The organism is Lysobacter yananisis, from assembly GCF_031199375.1.
Lineage (GTDB): Bacteria > Pseudomonadota > Gammaproteobacteria > Xanthomonadales > Xanthomonadaceae > Lysobacter > Lysobacter yananisis.
Window position 1 is genome coordinate 4,541,146 of record NZ_CP133568.1, and the last position, 17,847, is coordinate 4,558,992.

Below are 17,847 nucleotides of genomic sequence, written 5' to 3' on the forward strand. Positions count from 1 at the left end.
CGCGAGGACCGGCGAGGGCGGATCGTGCGCGATCTGATTCCCGCCGACGTGCGCGCGCGCCTGCGCAGCCTTAGCCTGGTCTCGCGCCGCGCCGTCGGCGCGCACGGTATCGGCGCGCATCGCAGCCGCAGCCGCGGCGCCGGGCTGGAGTTCGCCCAGTACCGCGCCTACGAACCCGGCGACGAACTGCGCCAGGTCGACTGGAAACTCTATGCGCGCTCGGACCGTTTCTTCGTGCGCGAAGCCGAACGCGAAAGTCCGCTGGCGGTCTGGCTGTTGCTGGACGCGAGCGCGTCGATGGACCAGCGCGACGGCGCGCGTCCCGATTACCCGCGCCTGGACGCGGCCAAGGCCATCGCCGCCTGCGTGGCCGAACTGGCGCTGCGCCAGAACGACCGCTTCGGCCTGATGGTGTTGCGCGAAGACGGTCTGCGCCTGTTGCCGCCGGCGACCGGCGCGCGCCAGCGCGACCGTTTGCTGCTGGAACTGCACGGCCTGCGCGCGCACGGCGCGTGGCCGGCGCCGGCGTCGCTGCGGCCGCTGTGGGAGCGCATCGGCGCGGGCGACCTGGTGCTGATGCTCGGCGACGGCCTCGACGAGGCGGCGCTGGCGGTGGCCGAACGGCTGGCCGCGGCGCGGCGCGAAGTGCTCAGCGTGCGCATCCTGACTGTCGAGGAGCGCGATTTTCCGTTCCGCGGCGGCCATCGCTTCCGCGATCCGGAGACCGGCGAGGAACTGCTCGGCGACGGCGCCGCGTTGCGGCGCGAGTTCATCCAGCGCTTCGGCGCGGCGCGGCGCGCGGTCGATGCGCGCCTGGACGCGGCCGGCGTCCGCCATGCCGAGCATACGCTCGACGAACCGATCGACCTGCCGCTGCGGCGCTTGTTCGGCGCGCGCGACGCGGCGGCGGGCGCATGAGCGCGGCGCTGCTGCTGCCGCTGGCTCTGGCCGCGCTGGCGGCGCTGGCGCTGCCGCTGTTGATCCACCTGGCCCGGCGCAGCGAGCAGCGCCCGACCGTGTTCGCCGCGTTGCGCTGGCTGCGCGAACGGCCGCGTCCGCGCAGCCGCATCCGCTTCGACGAATGGCCGTTGCTGTTGCTGCGGCTGCTGTTGCTGACGGTGCTGGCGCTGCTGCTGGCGCGGCCGGTGCTGTACGGCGCGCAGCCGCGCGAAGCTTGGCTGGCGGTGATGCCCGGGCTCGATCCTGCTCGGGCGGGCGAGGGCCTTGGGAACGCGCGGTTGCAGCGGCGTTGGCTGGCGCCGGGATTTCCCGATGTGGGCGAACCGGCGCCGGCGTTGGCGGCGAACGCTGCCAGCCTGCTGCGCGAACTCGACGCGACTTTGCCGCCGGGCGTAGCCCTGACCGTGGCGGTGCCGGCACAGTTCGACGGCGCCGACGGCGCGCGCCTGCGGCTGTCGCGGCCGCTGCAGTGGCGCATCGTCGACGCCGCCGCTGCGGCGCCGGCGACGCCAGCGGCGCGCGAAACCGCGCTGGCGCCGCCGCCGATCCGCTACGCGCCCGAGCGCGCGCAAGCGGCGGCGTATCTGCGCGCGGCCGTCGCGGCCTGGGACTCGCACAGCGCGAAGATCGATTCCGCGCCGGTCGCGCAAGCCTTCGATCCGGCCGCGAGTTCGTTGATCTGGTTGGTTCCCGGCCCGGTTCCGGCGAGCGTGCGCGACTGGGTCGCGCAGGGCGGGCGAGTATTGCTCGACGAGAAAGCGGTTTGGCCTGAAGCCGACTTCGACGCCGCGTTGTGGCGCGACGAACAAGGCCGGGCGCGGGCGCTGGGCGCGCGGGTCGGACGCGGCCAGGCGCTGCGCTTGACCGCCGCGGTCGAGCCGCGCGCGTGGCCAGCGCTGTTGCAGCCGGGCTTCGCCGCGGACTTGCGCGGACTGTTCGCGGACGCGCCGCCGGCGCCGATGCGGGTCGCAGCGCGCGATTACGCGCCCAGCGCCGACGGCCCAATGTTCGCGCCGCCGCCGCTGGATCTGCGGCCGTGGCTGGCGTTGCTGGTCGCGGCGCTGTTCCTGCTCGAACGCCTGCTGGCGACGCGCGCGCGGCGCGCGGCGGCGCCATGAGCGCGGCGCAACGCATCGCGCAGTGGCACGCGCGAGCGCGGCGCAGCCGCGCGGCGTACCTGGCCTGCGTCTGCGGCGTGTGGCTGTTGCCGCTGGCGGCGTGGGTCGCGCGCGGCTACGGCGCCGGCGCGGCCTCGGCCGCGGCCGCGCTCGGCGCCGCGGCGGTGGGCTGGCGCGCCTGGCGCGGCGCGAGGGCGCTGGACCGCCAGTGGCTGCGGCGCCGGCTCGACGCGTTGCGCGCCGACATGGACGACAGCGCCGATCTGTTGTTCGCCGACGACGCAGCGCTCTCTGGCTTGCAGCGCCTGCAACGCGCGCGCCTGCAACGGCGCATCGAGACCGCGCCGGCCTCGGACCTGCGTCTGCCATGGAACTGGCGGTCGCTGGCGGTCGGCGCGTCGCTCGCGCTGGCGCTGGCCGCGGCCGCCGCGTGGTGGCCGCAGCCGCGCCCGCAGGCGCCCGGACCGGCCTTCTCGCCCGCGCCGCCGGTCGCCGCCGCGCCCGGCCAGCCGCGTCTGCTCGCGCAGGCCCTGCGCATCGAACCGCCGGCCTACACCGGCCTGCAGGCGCGCGACGAGCCCGCGCTGGAAGGCCGCGCGGCCGAAGGCGCGCGGCTGCGCTGGCGCCTGCGCTTCCAGCCGCAGCCGGCGCAGGCGGCGCTGGTCTTCCACGACGGCGAACGCCTGCCGCTGCGGCGCGAAGGCGAGGACTGGAGCGCGCAGCGCACGCTGGCCAAGTCGACGCTGTACCGGATCGACGCCAGCGGCGCGCCGCCGGCGCAGGCCCGGCGTTTGTATCGGCTCGACGTCGTTCCCGACCGCCCACCGCAGTTGCGCGTGCTCCAGCCCGAGCGCGGCCTGACCCTGCTGGCGCCGGGCCAGAAGGCCTGGCCGCTGGCGTTCGAAGCGAGCGACGACTACGGCGTCGCGGCGACCGCGCGCCTGCGCATCACCCTGGTCCAGGGCAGCGGCGAGCAGATCAGCTTCCGCGAACGCAGCGTGGACCTGCGCGGCAGCGGCGGCGCCCGCGCCAAACGCTTCGTCCATCGCCTCGACCTCGCCGCGCTCGGCTACGCGGTCGGCGACGACCTGATCGTGCAACTCAGCGTCAGCGACAACCGCGCGCCGCAGGCGCAGACCGCGCTGAGCCCGAGCCTGATCCTGCGCTGGCCGGCCGACGCGGGCAGCGAGGCGACCGGCATCGAAGGCATGGTCAAGACCGTGCTGCCGGCGTACTTCCGCAGCCAGCGCCAGATCATCATCGACGCCGAAGCGCTGATCGCGCAGAAGCGCAAGTTCGACGGCGAGACGTTCGTGAAGAAGTCCGACGCGATCGGCGTCGACCAGCGCCTGCTGCGCCTGCGCTACGGCCAGTTCCTCGGCGAGGAGGCCGAGGGCGAGCCCAAGCTGCCGACCAGCGACAGCGAGGACGATCACGATCATGGCCGCGATGGCGACGGCCACGCCGGCCATGAGCCGTCCGCGCCGGCCGCGGCGCACGACGATCACGACCACGGCGCCGCCGCGGCCAAGCCCGCATTCGGCGAGGAAGGCGCGGTGCTGGAGGAGTTCGGCCACACCCACGACCACGCCGAGGCCGCGACCTTGCTCGATCCGCAGACCCGCAAATTGCTGAAAGCGGCGCTGGACCAGATGTGGCAGTCCGAACTGCACCTGCGCCAGGGCCAGCCGCAGCGCGCGTTGCCGTTCGCGTACAAGGCGCTGGGTTTCATCAAGCAGGTGCAGCAGGCCAGCCGCATCTACCTGGCCCGGGTCGGGCCGGAACTGCCGCCGATCGACGAGAGCCGGCGCCTGAGCGGCGATCGCGCGGGACTGGCGCGGCGCGAGGACGCGCTGACCGCGGCGACCGCGGCCGACCCGCTGCCGGCGCGGCTGTGGCGCGAACTGGACGCGCCGGCGTCGCAGCCGGTCGACTACGCCGCGTTGGAACGCTGGCTCGGCGCCAACAACGAGCGGGTGCCCGATCCGCTGGCCTTCGCGGCCGCGCTGTCGGCGCTGCACGACCGGCCCGACTGCGGCGAATGCCGCGCCCGCCTGCGCGGCCTGCTGTGGCCGTTGCTGCAGCGGCCGGCGGCGACGGTGCACGCGCGCGCCGCGGGCGATGCGCGCGACCGCCGCTATCTCGATGGCTTGCCGCAGGAGGCGCGATGAACGCGCCGTTCGCAGGCGATCTCCTGTCCGTGGAGGCGGCGGTCGCGCTGCTGCTCGCGCTCGCCGCGGCGCTGGCGATGGTGCGTACGCTGTGGCGGCAGCATCGCGCCGAACCGGCGGCGCGCTCGCGCGGCTGGCGCGTCGCGGCGCTGGTGCTGGCGCAGCCGCTGCTGGCCGGATTGCTGTACGCCGCGTCGTTGCCGCCGCGCCTGCCGGGGCAGGCCGGCAGCCTGGTCGTCGCCACCGCCGGCGCCGGCGACGCGGCCCTGGACGCCGCGGCCGGCGATGCGCGCGTGCGCCTGCCGGAAGCGCCGCGCAGCCAGGTCGGCGAGCGTGTGCCGGATCTGGCCAGCGCCTTGCGCCGCTATCCGCACAGCCGGCGCGTGCGCGTGGTCGGCGCCGGTCTGGTCGCGCGCGACCGCGATGCGGTGCGCGGGCACGCGCTGGACTTCGCCGCGCCGCCGTTGCCGCGCGGCATCGTCGGGGTGTGGACGCCGGCGCGGATCGGCGAGGGCGAGGCCTTCGCCGTGTACGGCCGCGCGCACGGCCTGGACGGCGGCGCGGTGGAACTGCTCGATCCGGCCGGCCAGCGCATCGACCGCGTCGTACCCGATGCCGACGGCGGTTTCGCCGTGGATGCGGTGGCGCGCGTCGCAGGCCGCGCCGGATTCGTCCTGCGCGCGCTCGATGCGCGTCAGCGCCCGGTCGAGCGCGTGACGTTGCCGTTGTCGGTCGAGGCCGAGCCGCCGACGCGCGTGTTGCTGCTGGCCGGCGCGCCCGGGCCGGAACTCAAGTACCTGCGGCGCTGGGCCAGCGACGCCGGCATCAAGCTGCATACCCAGCTCGCGGTCGGCGCCGGCCTGCAACTCGGCGACGCGCCGTTGCGCATCGATGCGGCGACCCTGGCCGGCTTCGATGCGCTGATCCTCGACGAGCGCGCCTGGGACGCGCTCGCGCCGGCCCAGCGCGGCGCGCTGGCGATCGCGCTGCGCGACGGCCTGGGCGTGCTGTTGCGCGTCACCGGCCCGCTGTCGCCGGGCCTGCGCGTGCAACTGCGCGGCTTCGGTCTGGAACCCGGCGCGGGCGGCGACAGCGCGCCGCTGCGGTGGCCGGCGGAGCGCTACGACGAAGCCGGCTTGCGCGCGCGCCTGGGCCCGGGCAGCGCCGACGCGCCGCACTCGCGCGAACAGGCGCCGGCGGCCTTGCCGGTGCTGACCCGGCGCAGTTTGGCGCTGGATGCGCCGGCGTTGCAGCCGCTGGGTCGCGACGCGGACGGCCGCGCCTTCGCCGCGTGGCGCGCGGCGGGGCAGGGACGGATCGCGCTGTGGGGGCTGGGCGACAGCTTCCGCCTGGTCCTGGCCGGGCGCGAGGACGCGCATGCGCAGTTGTGGAGCCGGGCGTTGTCGGCGCTGGCGCGGCCGCGCGGCGACGCGCGCGCGCGCATCGACGGCAGCCTGCGCGTCGGCGAGCGGGTGCGACTGTGCGGCGTCGGCGCGCAGGCGCAGGTGGCCGCGCCGGACGGCTCGCGCATCGCGTTGTTGCCGGATCCGGCCGCGGGGCCGCAGGCCTGCGCCGGTTTCTGGCCGACGCAGGCCGGCTGGCATGCGCTTACGCAAGGCTCGCGGTCGCAGGATTTTTACGTGCGCGCGCTCGACGACGCGCCGGGACTGCGCGCGAGCGAATTGCGCGAGGCGACGCTGGCGCTGGCGTTGCGCTCGCAGCCTGCCGCCGGCGGCGGCGCCGTTGCCGCGCCAACGGATGGCGAGCGCGGCTCGCCGTGGCCGTGGTTCGCGGCATGGCTGGCGCTGTGCGCCGCGCTGTGGTGGTTCGAACGCTCGCGGCTGGGGCGGGCTTCGAGTTCAGCGCCTTCCGATCCGCCGTAAAGCCCGAGGCCAGCTGAGCGAACAGCGTCGGGGCTGAAGCCCCTCCCACACAAGCCTCAAGCCGACGCTCCTGTGGGAGAGCCTTCGCTCCTGTGGGAGGGCCTTCAGGCCCGACGCTTTCCGATCCGTCGCGATGAAAGCCCGAGGCGACCTGAGCGAACAGCGTCGGGGCTGAAGCCCCTCCCACACAAGCCTCAAGCCGATGCTCCCGTCGGAGGGCCTCTGCTCTCGTGGGAGGGCCTTCAGGCCCGACGCTCTCCGATCCGCCGCGATGAACGCTCGCAGCGAACCACCTCGGCAGCGCAGCCCCACGACCGCCGTGGAATCAGATCGACTGCATCCGCCCGCCATCCACCGCCAGGCTCACGCCGTTGATGTAGCCGGCCGCCGGCGAACACAGGAAGGCGATGGCCGCGCCGATCTCGGCCGGTTCGGCGAAGCGGTTGGCCGGTACGGTCTTGCGCATCGCTTCGAGCACCGCTTCCGGTGCCTGGCCGCTGTTGCGCGCGCGCTCGGCGACGATCTGGTCGATGCGCGCGGTGCGGGTGTAGCCCGGCAGCACGTTGTTGACGGTGATGCCGTCCGCGCCGAGTTCGCGCGAGAGGGTCTTGGCCCAGCTCGCCACCGCGCCGCGGATGGTGTTGGACACGCCCAGGCCGACGATGGGCTCCTTGACCGAGGTCGAGATCACGTTGACCACGCGCCCCCACTGCGCCGCGCGCATGCCCGGCAGCGCCGCGCGCAGCAGCGCGTGGTTGGCGAGCAGGTGGCGGTTGAACGCGTCGAGGTAGGCGGCGTCCTCGGCCGCGTGGGCCGGGCCGCCCGGCGGGCCGCCGGTGTTGTTGACCAGGATCTGCACCGGCTTGCCCGCGGCCAGCGCCTGCACCTGCGCCGACAGCGCGGCGTGTTCGGACACGTCGGCGGCGATCCAGCCGTGCGCCTGCGCGCCGCGCCGCGGCAGTTCGGCGGCGACCGCGGCCAACGCCTCGGCCCGCCGCGCCAGCACGGTCACGTCGCAGCCCAGCAGGGCCAGTTCCCGCGCGGCGGCGCGGCCGATGCCCTCGGAGGCGCCGCAAACCAGGGCGTGCTTGCCGGTGAGATCCAGATCCATCGATGCTCCTGCGAAATCGCTGCGATAACGGTGGCGCTCAGTCTTCCCGCCCGCGCGCGGCCATGCGCTCGCGCATCAGCGCGGCGACCGCGCGGCTGTCCTCGCGGTCCTGCGCCTGCAGCTGCGCGGCGACGTTCTCGCGATTGGCCAGCGGATGGTTCTGGCTGAGCTTGAATTTCAGTTCGATCCGCTCGACCGCGAAACGGAAACCGACGATGCCGCGCAGTTGCCGGCGCAGCTCGTCGCGTTCGCTTTCGAAACGCCAATCGCCGCCGACCTGCGCTTCGTGCCGCACGCTGAGGTCGTCGACCAGCGCCGCCAGCGCGGCCTCGTCGTCGAAGGTGTGCAACTGGCCGTGCAGATGCGCGACCGCGTAGTTCCAGGTCGGCACGCGCGCGGCGGTTTCCTTGTCCGGATACCAGCCGGGCGAGATGTAGGCATGCGGTCCGTGCAGGATCGCCAGCGCCGCGCCGGCGTGGCGCGCCTGCGGGTTCGGCCGCGCCCAGTGGCCGCGCAGTTCGATCCGCTCGCCCTCGCGCGCGTACAGCACCGGCAGGTGGCTGACCTGCGGCGCGTCGTCGCGCACGGTCACCAGGGTGGCGAAGGCGTCGGCCGCGGCGAGGCGGTCGAGCGCGCCCAGGTCGGTTTCGTCGAACGCGCGCGGCAGGTACATGGCCCGGCTCAGTGACGCGGCGGCAGTTGCTGGGTCATCAGCGCGGCCAGCGCGGCGTCGCTGCCGGCCTGCGGCGGCGCCAGTTCGCCCAGGGCGAAGCCGCGCGCGGCCGCGTCGTCCTCGTCGAGGCCGTCGTACTGGACGAACTCGGCGTCCATCAGCGCCGCGCGCGCGGTGTCCTCGCTGTCGTAGGGCAGGGTGTTGCCGTCGCTGTCGAGGACCTCGGCGGTGCCGGCCTCGAGCACGCGCAGGCGCGCCCAGATCGCGGTGCGGCCGAGCGTGGCCAGCCACCATTGTTCGTGTTCGAATGCTTGAGTCATCACGGCACCAGCAGGGAAAGCAGCCACAGCAGGCCAGCGCAGGCCAGTGCGGCGAAGGTGATCAGCAGCGACACCCGCGCCGGGGTCGCCAGTCCGTCGAGGTTGCGGTCGCCGGCGCCGCGGTAGCGCTGGCGCAGCAGCCAGTTCCACGCCGCGGGGGCGACGAAGGCGGCTTCGCCGAGCTCGCCGCGCAGGGCCGGATGGCGGTCGCGCAGGTGCACCAGCGCCAGCGGCCAGAAGATCGCGAACGCGCACAGCGCGGAGATCGCGATGCCGACGAAGGTCAGGGCCAGGAACAGGATCATCCGCTGCCTCTCGTTGAGGCGCGGGGAGCGCGTTGCCGGCCGCTCGCCGCGCACGTTGGAAGTCGTCATCCCCGCGAAGGCGGGGGGCCAGAGACTTCAGCGCCATGCCTGGACGAAGCCCTGGGCTCCCGCCTGCGCGGGAACGACGGTGTAGAGCGGCCGCGGCCGCTCCGGCTCGCTCAGAACTCCGCGCTGCCCGGCGCGCGCGGATAGGCGATGGCGTCGCGGATGTTGGCCAGCCCGCACACGTACACCACCAACCGCTCGAAGCCCAGGCCGAAACCGGCGTGCGGCACCGTGCCGTAGCGGCGGAAGTCGCGGTACCAGCCGTAGTGGGCCGGGTCCAGGCCGAACTGGGCCATGCGCGCGTCGAGCACGTCCAGGCGTTCCTCGCGCTGGCTGCCGCCGATGATCTCGCCGATCCCCGGGGCCAGCACGTCCATCGCCGCGACGGTCTTGCCGTCGTCGTTCAGGCGCATGTAGAAGGCCTTGAAGTGCTCGGGGTAGTTCAGCACCACCACCGGGCGGCCGACGTGCTCCTCGGTCAGCCAGCGCTCGTGCTCGGTCTGCAGGTCCAGGCCCCATTCGACCGGGAACTCGAACTTCTTGCCCGACTTCTGCAGCAGCGCGATCGCGTCGGTGTAGTCGATGCGCTCGAACGGCGAGTTGACGAACGCCTCCAGCCGCTTGATCGCGTCGGGCTGCACGCGTTCGGCGATGAAGGCCATGTCGTCGGCGCGTTCGTCCAGCACCGCGCGGAACAGGTACTTGAGGAAGTCCTCGGCGACCTGGGCGTTCTCCATCAGGTCGGCGAAGGCGATCTCCGGCTCGATCATCCAGAACTCGGCCAGGTGGCGCGTGGTGTTGCTGTTCTCGGCGCGGAAGGTCGGGCCGAAGGTGTAGACCTTGCTCAGCGCCAGGCAGTAGGCCTCGACGTTGAGCTGGCCGGACACGGTCAGGAAGGTTTCCTTGCCGAAGAAGTCGCGTGAGAAGTCGACCGCGCCGTCCTTGCCGCGCGGCAGGTTGGCCAGGTCCAGGGTCGACACGCGGAACATCTGTCCGGCGCCCTCGGCGTCGGAGGTGGTGACGATCGGCGTGCTGATCCAGTAGTAGCCGTTCTCGTGGAAGTAGCGGTGCACCGCCTGCGACAGGCAGTGGCGGATGCGGGTCACCGCGCCGAACAGGTTGGTGCGCGGGCGCAGGTGGGCGAACTCGCGCAGGTATTCCAGCGAGTGCTGCTTGGGCTGCATCGGGTAGGTCAGCGGGTCCTCGACCCAGCCGACCACTTCCACCGACGAGGCCTGGATCTCGAAGCTCTGGCCCTGGCCCTGCGAGGCCACCAGGGTGCCGGTGGCGATCACCGAGCAGCCGCTGCTCAGGTGCTTGATCTCGCTGTCGTAGTTGCCCAGCTCGTTGGTCGCCACGACCTGGATCGGCGCGAAGCAGGAGCCGTCGCTGACATTGACGAAGCTCAGCCCGGCCTTGGAATCGCGCCGGGTGCGCACCCAGCCGCGTACCGTGACCTCGCCGCCCGCCGGGATCTTGCCTGCGAGTGCCTGTTCGACGCTTACCACCGTCATGTCGTGCCGCCTTAGCGCGTTGCAATGTGAGGGAGGGCGATGATAACGGATGATCCCGGCGCAGCGCGCCGCGGGCGCGGCCCTTAGACTGCGGCGACGATCACGGCAAAGGGGACGGGGCATGGGCAAGGGCCGCAACGGGCGACGCCGCGCGGGCGCGGGTTGGGGGCTGGCGGCGCTGCTGGCCGCGGGGCAGGCCGTGGCCACGCCCGCGCCGCCGGCGCCGCAGCTGGACGCGGTCCAGGCCGCGAACTTCGCCGCCCTGGCGCTGGACTGCGTGGATCGCGAGTACCCGAACAAGATCGCCCACCGCCTCGACGGCGCCGCCGACGCGCGCGCGCCGTCGCAGCTGTATCCGGCCTTCTACGGCTGCTACGACTGGCATTCGGCGGTGCACGGCCACTGGCTGCTGGCGCGGCTGGCGCAGCGCTTTCCCGGCGAGCCGTTCGCGCCGCGCGCGCGCCAGGCGCTGGACCGGCACCTGACCGCGGCCAACATCGCCGGCGAACTGGCCTACCTGCGCCGCAACGACGACGAATCCTTCGAACGCCCCTACGGCCTGGCCTGGCTGCTGCAACTGGGCGCGCAACTGCGCGGCTGGGACGACCCGCAGGCGCGGCGCTGGGCGCAGGCGCTGGAGCCGCTGGAGCGCGAAGCGGCGGCGCGGCTGCAGCGCTGGCTGCCCAAGCTGACCCGGCCGATCCGCGTCGGCGAGCACAGCCAGACCGCGTTCGCGTTCGGCCTGGCCCTGGACTGGACCCAGGTCAGCGGCGATCGGGCGCTGCGCCAGGCGCTGCTGGTGCGCTCGCGCGACTACTACCTCGGCGACCGCGACTGCCCGCTGGCCTACGAGCCCTCCGGCCAGGACTTCCTGTCGCCGTGCCTGGCCGAGGCCGACCTGATGCGGCGGGTGCTGGCGCCGGCCGAGTTCGGCGCCTGGCTGGACCGGTTCCTGCCGGCGATCCCGCGCCGCGCGCGCGCCGACTGGCTGGCGCCGGGCGTGGTCCTGGACAAGGCCGACGGCAAGCTCGCCCACCTGGACGGGCTCAACCTCAGCCGCGCCTGGATGCTCGAAGGCATCGCCGCCGGCCTGCCGCCGCGCGACCGGCGCGTGCCGGTCCTGCGCGCGGCCGCGGCGCGGCATCGCGAACTCGGCCTGGCGGCGGTGTCCGGCGGGCATTACGCCGGCGCGCACTGGCTCGGCAGCTTCGCCACCTACCTGCTGGCGCCGCCGGGCGCAGCGGGCGAGGGCGCCGCGCCGGCCGCAGCGGCCGCGGGCGGGCGCTGAACCGGGCGGCGCCGCGCCGGCGGCGGCTTGAATGCGCCGGCCGAGCCGCCATATCCGGTAGCGGAGGCGTTGCGGCCCGCTGGTACCATGGCGCCGACGCCGTCGTCCCCCTTCCGACCGCATTCCGTTTCGAGACCGCCATGGCCGTAACCCTCGCCCCCGCCGCCCTTGCCCGCGTTCAGCATTTCCTGACCGAGACCCCGGCCGCGCTGGGCCTGCGCTTCGGCGTGACCCGCACCGGCTGTTCCGGCTGGCAGCACGTGGCCGATCTGGCCCGCGAGCAGCGCGAAGGCGACACCGTGTTCGAGCAGGACGGCGTGCGCATCTTCGTCGACGCCGTCAGCCTGCCGCTGGTCGAGGGCACCCGCATCGATTTCCTCAAGCAGGGCCTGGGCGAGATGTTCGTGTTCCAGAACCCCAACGCCACCGCCGAGTGCGGCTGCGGCGAGAGCTTCACCACCTCGGCCGACGCGGCCTGAGGTCCGGCGGCGCGGTCCGCGCCGCTTTCCCGAGCATTGCGGCTCCCGCCTGCGCGCGGGAGCTTTCATTTTCTGGCCCTTGCCCCGCGGTCAGCGCTGCGGCCGCGGCACTGCCTGGGCCGGCGCGGCGCAATCGACGCACTCCGTCGGCGCGGGCGCCGGCAAGGCCCGTGCGGGCCCGGGCGCGCCGCCGGTTTCGCGCAGACTGATCCGCGACAGCGCCACGCCGAGCAGGCGCGTGTCTTCGCCCTGGCCCAGCGACTGCGGCGAGGTCGGGTGCGGGATGCTCAGGCTCAGCTCGCGGGTCGGGGCCACGTCGCGGAACTCCAGGGTATGGCGGGCCGCGCTGGCGCCCAGCGCCAACGGCTGCCGCGACGCGCCCAGCGCCACGGTCACCGGCTGGCCGACGTTGGGGCCGAACGCGGCCGCGTCGACGACCACGCGCACGTTGCCGGACAGCTCGCGATCCAGCTCGATCGCCGCGACGGGACCGTCGCTCCAGCGCCCGAACGCTTCCGGCGCGCTCAGCCCGCGCAACGCGCGCACGCCCGCCGGCTGCGCCTGGCTCAGTTCCAGCGTGGTCGCGCTCGCCAGCCGGTAGACGTCGAAGCCCGGGTGGGTTTCCTTGTCCAGGTAGCTGCCGGCGGGCAGGGCCAGGCCGTCGAGCGCGACGGCGGTGCCGCGGTTCCAGTCCAGCACCGCTTGCGCGTCGCCGCCGGGCGCGACCGGGCGGATCGCCAGGTCCATCGAATCGGCATAGAACTGGGTCTTGAACCGGCCGGAGCCGTCGCTGACCAACAGCTGGCTGTCGGCGATGCGCTGCGGCCCTTGCCGGTTGAGCCACTGGCCGGCGCGGACATAGGCCGATTCGAAGCGGGCGTTGCGCACCGAAACGGTCACCGCGCCGGTACCCAGCGCGGCCACCAGGACGAAATAGCCCAACGCCGCCAGACGCGCGCGCGGCAGTTCGCGGATCGCCAGCCAGCCCAGGCACGCGGCGGCGCCGAGCAGGCCGACCGGCGCGCTCAGCCAGGTGCGGTTGATGACCCACACCAGTTCCGGCGAGTCGGCCGGCGCCGGCAGGTACAACCGCAGGGCGTAGGCGCCGGCGAACAGCGCGAGCGCGGCCAGTCCCAGCGCCGAGGCCCACAGCGCCCGCCGCTGCCAGACCGCGCCCGGCTCCGCCCCGCGCCACGCCAGCGGCGCGAGCAGCAGCAACGGCAGGCAGAAGTTGTAGTAGCGCAGGTGCAGGCGCCCGATCGCTTCGTTGGCGCCCATGCTGGCGGTGAAATAGACCGTGATCGCGACCAAGGTCGCGAGCAGGACCAGCGCGAACAGCACCGCGCTGCGCGCCCGCTCGGCGGCCTCGTCGCCGCGCGGACGCAGCAGCATCGGCAGCGCCGGCACCAGCAGCGGCGCGAACAGCAGCGCCAGCGCCAGGCCGTGCCCGACCGAGGAAATCGACAGGTTCTTGGCCAGGATCGCCGCCGACTGCACGCCGACGTTGCCGCGCGCCTGGCCGCTGTAGAACTCGCCCATGAAGTCCAGGCTCGCGGGGCCGGCGAGCAGGTAGCCCAGGCCGAAGCGCATCGCCAGGAACGCGCCGGCGCTGGCCGCGGCCACCACCATCGCCGCCGGAATGCGGTCGCGCCGGCCCGGCCACAGCGCGTCGACGACGATGAACGCGCCGAAGCCCACCGCCACGAACGCGGCGTGCATCTTGACCAGGCACATCAGCCCCAGGATCGCGCCGGCGAGCAGGCCGTAGCGCAGCGGATTCGGCGCGTACGGCCGCAGCGCCGCGGTCGCCCATACCCAGAACAGCAGGAAGTACATCGACTCGGGCATGAAATACGCCGCGTAGCTGTTCACCGGCGCGGCCACGCAGGCCAGCGCCAGCAACGCGGCCAGCAGCGGCGGGGCGTAGGCGCGCAGGATCCGGTAGATCAGCGGCAACGCCGCGACCAGCATCGCGGCGTTGAGCGCGCGCGCGCAGTCGAGGAACTCGCTGCCGCACTGGCGGGTAAGGCCGAAGATCCACAGGTACAGGTACGAGGGCAGCTTGGACTCGGCCAGCGGCACCAGGCGGCTGTAGGCGCTGTAGTACCACTCGTCCGCGAACACCGCGGCGAACAGGTTCTGGTCGCGCAGCGACATCGCCGCCAGCAGGGCGAGCCCGCCCAGGCCGAGCAGCCATCGGTGCAGGGAAGGGGCGCGGGGCGGGGCGGAGGCGGAAACCATGGGCAGGGGGCGGACTCGAAATGGAGGGCGGGTGCCGGCGCGGCGGATGCGAGGGGCATCGCAACCGTGCCTGCGCCGCCGAGCGCGCGTCTGTGCGCGCAGGCATCGCGCGGGCTGGACGGGCGCCGGCGGCGGGCGGCCGCATGCGGTACGCGCGGCGGCGGGCAGGGCGAGCGCGGAATCATAGCTAAACCGGCCCGCGCGGCCAGCGTGGCGGCCGGCACCAGCGACCCCGACTTCCGTCACGCGGCCGGCCGGGCCGCGGCGGTCTAGACTCCTGCGCTCGCCGTATCCGCGTCGACGCATCCGCGCCCGCATCCGTCCAGGGAGTCCCGCCATGTTCCGTCCCGTCCTGCTCGCCGCGGCCATCGCCGCCGGCCTCGCCTGCGCGCCGGCGCCCGCCGCCGCGTCGGACGCGCCCGCGTCCGCCACCGCCACCGCGCGCTCGCCGCAGGCGCGGGCCTTGCACGACCTGTTCGATCAGGAATGGGAACGCGGCCTGCGCGACAGCCCGGAGAGCGCCAGCTACAACGGCGACAAGCGCTACAACGACCGCTGGGCCGACAACAGCCTGCAGGCGATCCGCGCCCGTTTCGACGGCGACCGGCTCGCCCTGAAGCGCCTGCGCGCGATCGACCGCGCCGCGCTGTCGGCCGAGGACCAACTGAGCTACGACACCTTCGTCTGGAACCTGGAGCACTCGCTGCAGCGCGAGAAGTTCCGCGAGTACCTGATGCCGCTGAGCCAGCAGGGCGGGGTGCAGACCGCCGACGGCATCGTCGAAGGGCTGGCCTTCGACAGCGCCAAGGACTACCGCGACTGGCTGGCGCGGCTGCGCGCGGTGCCGGCGATGATCGAACAGACCCAGACGCTGATGCGCGCGGGCGTCGAGGCCGGGCTGACCCCGCCGCGGGTGCTGATGCAGCGGGTGCCGGCGCAGATCGCCAAACAAGTCGTCGACGACCCGACCCGCAGCCCGTACTACAAGCCGTTCGCGCGCTTCCCCGACAGCGTCGCGGCGGCCGAGCGCGCGCAGTTGCAGGACGAGGCCAAGCGGGTCATCGCCCAGACCGTGGTGCCGGCCTACCGCGCCTTCGGCGAGTTCTTCCAGCGCGACTACCTGCCCAAGACCCGCGCCAGCATCGCCGCCGGCGACCTGCCCGAGGGCAAGGCCTACTACGACTTCCTCGCCGGCTACTACACCACCACCGACCTCAGCGCCGAGCAGATCCACCAGACCGGCCTCAAGGAAGTCGCGCGCATCCGCGCCGAGATGGAGAAGATCCGCGCCGAGGTCGGCTTCAAGGGCAGCCTGGCCGAGTTCTTCCACTATCTGCGCACCGATCCCAAGTTCTTCTACAAGACCCCGGCCGAATTGCTGGAGGCCTATCAGGCCACGGCCAAGCGGATCGATCCGGAACTGGTGAAGATTTCCAAGATCATCCCGCGCCAGCCCTACGGCGTGCGCCCGATTCCCGACAACATCGCGCCCGACACCACCACCGCCTACTACCTGGCCGGCGCCGTCGACGGCAGCCGCGCCGGGTTCTACTACGTCAACCTGTACAAGCCCGAGTCGCGGCCGAAGTGGGAGATGATCCCGCTGTCGCTGCACGAGGCCGTGCCCGGCCACCATTTCCAGTTCGCCCGCGGCCTGGAGCTGCCCGACGCGCCGCTGTTCCGCCGCACCGGCTATTTCGTCGCCTACGGCGAAGGCTGGGGCCTGTACGCCGAGCGCCTGGGCTACGACATGGGCCTGTACGACGACCCCTACGACCGCATGGGCCAGCTGTCCTACGACATGTGGCGCGCGGTGCGGCTGGTGGTCGACACCGGCATGCACGCCAAGGGCTGGAGCCGCGAACGGGCGATCGCGTTCTTCATGGACAACGCGCCCAAGACCGAGCAGGACGTGGTCAACGAGATCGACCGCTACATCGGCACCCCGGGGCAGGCGCTGGCGTACAAGATCGGCCAGCTCAAGATCAGCGAACTGCGCGAGCGCTCGCGCCAGGCGCTGGGCGAGCGCTTCGACCTGCGCGATTTCAACGACCAAGTGCTGGCGACGGGCTCGGTGCCGCTGAGCGTGCTGGAAGCACGGATCGACGCCTGGATCGCGATGTCCAAGAATAAAAAGTCGAATTGAATTATTGGCTTACAAGATTAATTCGAGAAATGACATGATCCGGGTGCGGCCGGCCGATCCTGGCCGCCGGTGCTCCCGGCGCCGCAGTCCCGGTCTGTCCGCTACGCGCAAATTGCGCTGACTGCCTGTCGCTGCCATACTTTCCGGCTCCCGCACGGCCGCTGGCCGGGCCGGGACCCTTGCTCCACCGGGCCGCTCCTGGCCTCGGGGGGCTGAACGGGGCCGCCGTCGGCGGTCCTTCATCCACAAGGAATCACCGCAATGCGTCATTACGAAGTCGTGTTCCTGGTCCACCCGGACCAGAGCGAGCAGGTCCCGGCCATGATCGAGCGCTACAAGTCGCTGATCGAAGCCGGCGAAGGCAAGATCCACCGTCTCGAAGACTGGGGCCGCCGCCAGCTGGCCTACCCGATCGAGAACCTGGTCAAGGCCCACTACGTCCTGCTGAACATCGAAGTCACCCAGACCGTGCTCAACGAGCTGGTCGACGGTTTCCGTTTCAACGACGCGGTCCTGCGTCACCTGGTCATGAAGCGCGACGAAGCCGATACCGAGCAGTCGCTGATCATGAAGTTCAAGGATGAGAAGGGCGACAAGCCCGAGCGCGGTGAGCGCCGTCGTCGCGACGACGACAGCGACAGCGCCGTCGGCTCCGCCGACAGCGCCGAAGACACCACCGAAGCCGCCTGATCCCTTCTAGGAACGCATTCCCATGTCCAAGTTCTTTCGCCGCCGCAAGTTCTGCAAGTTCACCGCCGAGGGCGTCAAGGAGATCGATTACAAGGATCTCAACACCCTGCGCCAGTACCTGACCGAGACCGGCAAGATCGTGCCGAGCCGCGTCACCGGCACCAAGTCGAAGTACCAGCGCCAGCTGGCCACGGCGGTCAAGCGCGCCCGTTTCCTCGCGCTGATCCCTTACACCGACAACCACAACGCCTGATCGGCGTTGTCGGGAGCGAGTGGCGGCTGCGCCGCCTTGAGGAGTGAGCGGAGAGAGAAAACTTCGCTTCCGCTCGCTTCTCGCTCCTCCACGCTCGCTTCTCGCTTCTTCGGACAGCGAATCCTGCTGCGGGCCTATAGACCCGCTAACGAATACGGAGCAATCCCATGCAACTGATCCTGCTGCAGAAAGTCACCAACCTCGGCAACCTCGGCGACAAGGTCAACGTCAAGCCGGGCTACGGCCGCAACTACCTGGTCCCGCAGGGCAAGGCCGTGCCGGCGACCGCCGCCAACCTGGCCGAGTTCGAGACCCGCCGCGCCGAGTACGAAGCCAAGGCCAGCTCGCTGCTGGAAGGCGCCGAAGGCCGCAAGGCCAAGCTGGAAGGCGTCGAGGTGACCATCACCGCCAACGCCGCCACCGAAGGCAAGCTGTACGGCTCGGTGACCCCGCGCGACATCGCCGAGGCGCTGACCAAGGCCGGCTTCGAAGTCGGCAAGTCGGAAGTGATCATGGGCGAAGGCCCGATCCGCCGCACCGGCGAGTACGACGTGCTGATCCACCTGCACGCCGACGTCGAGACCAGCGTCAAGGTGATCGTGATCGGCGACGCCGCCTGATCCGACAAC

16 protein-coding genes and 1 pseudogene are annotated in these 17,847 nt (G+C 72.7%); 10 read left to right on the top strand and 7 right to left on the bottom strand.

The window, feature by feature from the left end:
- Positions 1-24: 24 nt before the first annotated feature.
- From RDV84_RS19040 to RDV84_RS19055, 4 genes are read left to right on the top strand one after another with little or no spacing between them, the layout of a single operon-like run.
- Positions 25-918 carry a DUF58 domain-containing protein gene (locus tag RDV84_RS19040; protein ID WP_309151231.1) on the top strand — a complete coding sequence of 298 codons (894 nt, stop codon included), beginning with the start codon at positions 25-27 and terminating at the stop codon, positions 916-918.
- Positions 915-2,078, top strand: a complete 1,164-nt coding sequence (locus tag RDV84_RS19045; RefSeq protein WP_309151232.1) for a BatA domain-containing protein — start codon at positions 915-917, stop codon at positions 2,076-2,078. The genes RDV84_RS19040 and RDV84_RS19045 overlap by 4 nt, the downstream gene beginning before the upstream one ends.
- A complete protein-coding gene (locus RDV84_RS19050; protein WP_309151233.1) occupies positions 2,075-4,249 on the top strand; it encodes a hypothetical protein in 2,175 nt (724 codons plus the stop codon). Before RDV84_RS19045 ends, RDV84_RS19050 begins: the two co-directional genes overlap by 4 nt.
- The gene (locus tag RDV84_RS19055; RefSeq protein ID WP_309151234.1) at positions 4,246-6,132 is read left to right on the top strand and encodes a carboxypeptidase regulatory-like domain-containing protein; all 1,887 of its coding nucleotides are present in this window, start codon (positions 4,246-4,248) and stop codon (positions 6,130-6,132) included. The genes RDV84_RS19050 and RDV84_RS19055 overlap by 4 nt, the downstream gene beginning before the upstream one ends.
- A gap of 91 nt (positions 6,133-6,223) precedes the next feature.
- Here RDV84_RS19055 and RDV84_RS26890 read toward each other — a convergent pair.
- The 6 genes and pseudogenes from RDV84_RS26890 to asnS form a co-directional block, all read right to left on the bottom strand.
- Positions 6,224-6,319, bottom strand: a pseudogene (locus tag RDV84_RS26890) (DUF6053 domain-containing protein); the annotation flags it as partial.
- A 138-nt stretch (positions 6,320-6,457) separates the two neighbouring features.
- Positions 6,458-7,243 carry an SDR family oxidoreductase gene (locus RDV84_RS19060; protein ID WP_309151235.1) on the bottom strand — a complete coding sequence of 262 codons (786 nt, stop codon included), beginning with the start codon at positions 7,241-7,243 and terminating at the stop codon, positions 6,458-6,460.
- A 37-nt stretch (positions 7,244-7,280) separates the two neighbouring features.
- On the bottom strand, positions 7,281-7,916 hold the full coding sequence (locus RDV84_RS19065; protein WP_250450340.1) for an FMN-binding negative transcriptional regulator: 636 nt from the start codon (positions 7,914-7,916) through the stop codon (positions 7,281-7,283).
- A gap of 8 nt (positions 7,917-7,924) precedes the next feature.
- The gene (locus tag RDV84_RS19070) at positions 7,925-8,236 is read right to left on the bottom strand and encodes a hypothetical protein (RefSeq protein ID WP_057947710.1); all 312 of its coding nucleotides are present in this window, start codon (positions 8,234-8,236) and stop codon (positions 7,925-7,927) included.
- Positions 8,236-8,541, bottom strand: coding sequence for a hypothetical protein (locus tag RDV84_RS19075; protein ID WP_123648247.1), 306 nt, complete (start codon positions 8,539-8,541; stop codon positions 8,236-8,238). The genes RDV84_RS19070 and RDV84_RS19075 overlap by 1 nt, the downstream gene beginning before the upstream one ends.
- Before the next feature lie 179 nt (positions 8,542-8,720).
- Complete coding sequence (gene asnS / locus RDV84_RS19080) at positions 8,721-10,121, bottom strand: asparagine--tRNA ligase (protein ID WP_057947708.1); 1,401 nt, start codon at positions 10,119-10,121, stop codon at positions 8,721-8,723.
- Between the two features lie 121 nt (positions 10,122-10,242).
- Between asnS and RDV84_RS19085 the strand changes: the two genes are divergently transcribed.
- Both RDV84_RS19085 and RDV84_RS19090 read left to right on the top strand, forming a co-directional pair.
- Entirely contained in the window at positions 10,243-11,409 is a 1,167-nt protein-coding gene (locus tag RDV84_RS19085) for a DUF2891 domain-containing protein (RefSeq protein ID WP_309151236.1), read from the top strand.
- A 140-nt stretch (positions 11,410-11,549) separates the two neighbouring features.
- Complete coding sequence (locus tag RDV84_RS19090) at positions 11,550-11,888, top strand: HesB/IscA family protein (protein WP_057947706.1); 339 nt, start codon at positions 11,550-11,552, stop codon at positions 11,886-11,888.
- 90 nt (positions 11,889-11,978) lie between these two features.
- Here RDV84_RS19090 and RDV84_RS19095 read toward each other — a convergent pair whose 3' ends face one another.
- Positions 11,979-14,129 carry a DUF7024 domain-containing protein gene (locus RDV84_RS19095; RefSeq protein ID WP_309151237.1) on the bottom strand — a complete coding sequence of 717 codons (2,151 nt, stop codon included), beginning with the start codon at positions 14,127-14,129 and terminating at the stop codon, positions 11,979-11,981.
- A gap of 337 nt (positions 14,130-14,466) precedes the next feature.
- On the opposite strand from RDV84_RS19095, the gene RDV84_RS19100 reads away from it, so the two are divergent.
- The 4 genes from RDV84_RS19100 to rplI all read left to right on the top strand — a co-directional run bounded on the left by RDV84_RS19100 (position 14,467) and on the right by rplI (position 17,838).
- Complete coding sequence (locus RDV84_RS19100) at positions 14,467-16,275, top strand: DUF885 domain-containing protein (protein WP_309151238.1); 1,809 nt, start codon at positions 14,467-14,469, stop codon at positions 16,273-16,275.
- A 261-nt stretch (positions 16,276-16,536) separates the two neighbouring features.
- Positions 16,537-16,965 carry a 30S ribosomal protein S6 gene (gene rpsF, locus RDV84_RS19105; RefSeq protein WP_057947704.1) on the top strand — a complete coding sequence of 143 codons (429 nt, stop codon included), beginning with the start codon at positions 16,537-16,539 and terminating at the stop codon, positions 16,963-16,965.
- 22 nt (positions 16,966-16,987) lie between these two features.
- On the top strand, positions 16,988-17,218 hold the full coding sequence (gene rpsR / locus RDV84_RS19110; protein ID WP_031372470.1) for a 30S ribosomal protein S18: 231 nt from the start codon (positions 16,988-16,990) through the stop codon (positions 17,216-17,218).
- 167 nt (positions 17,219-17,385) lie between these two features.
- The gene (rplI, locus tag RDV84_RS19115; RefSeq protein WP_078998188.1) at positions 17,386-17,838 is read left to right on the top strand and encodes a 50S ribosomal protein L9; all 453 of its coding nucleotides are present in this window, start codon (positions 17,386-17,388) and stop codon (positions 17,836-17,838) included.
- The last annotated feature ends 9 nt before the right edge of the window (positions 17,839-17,847 follow it).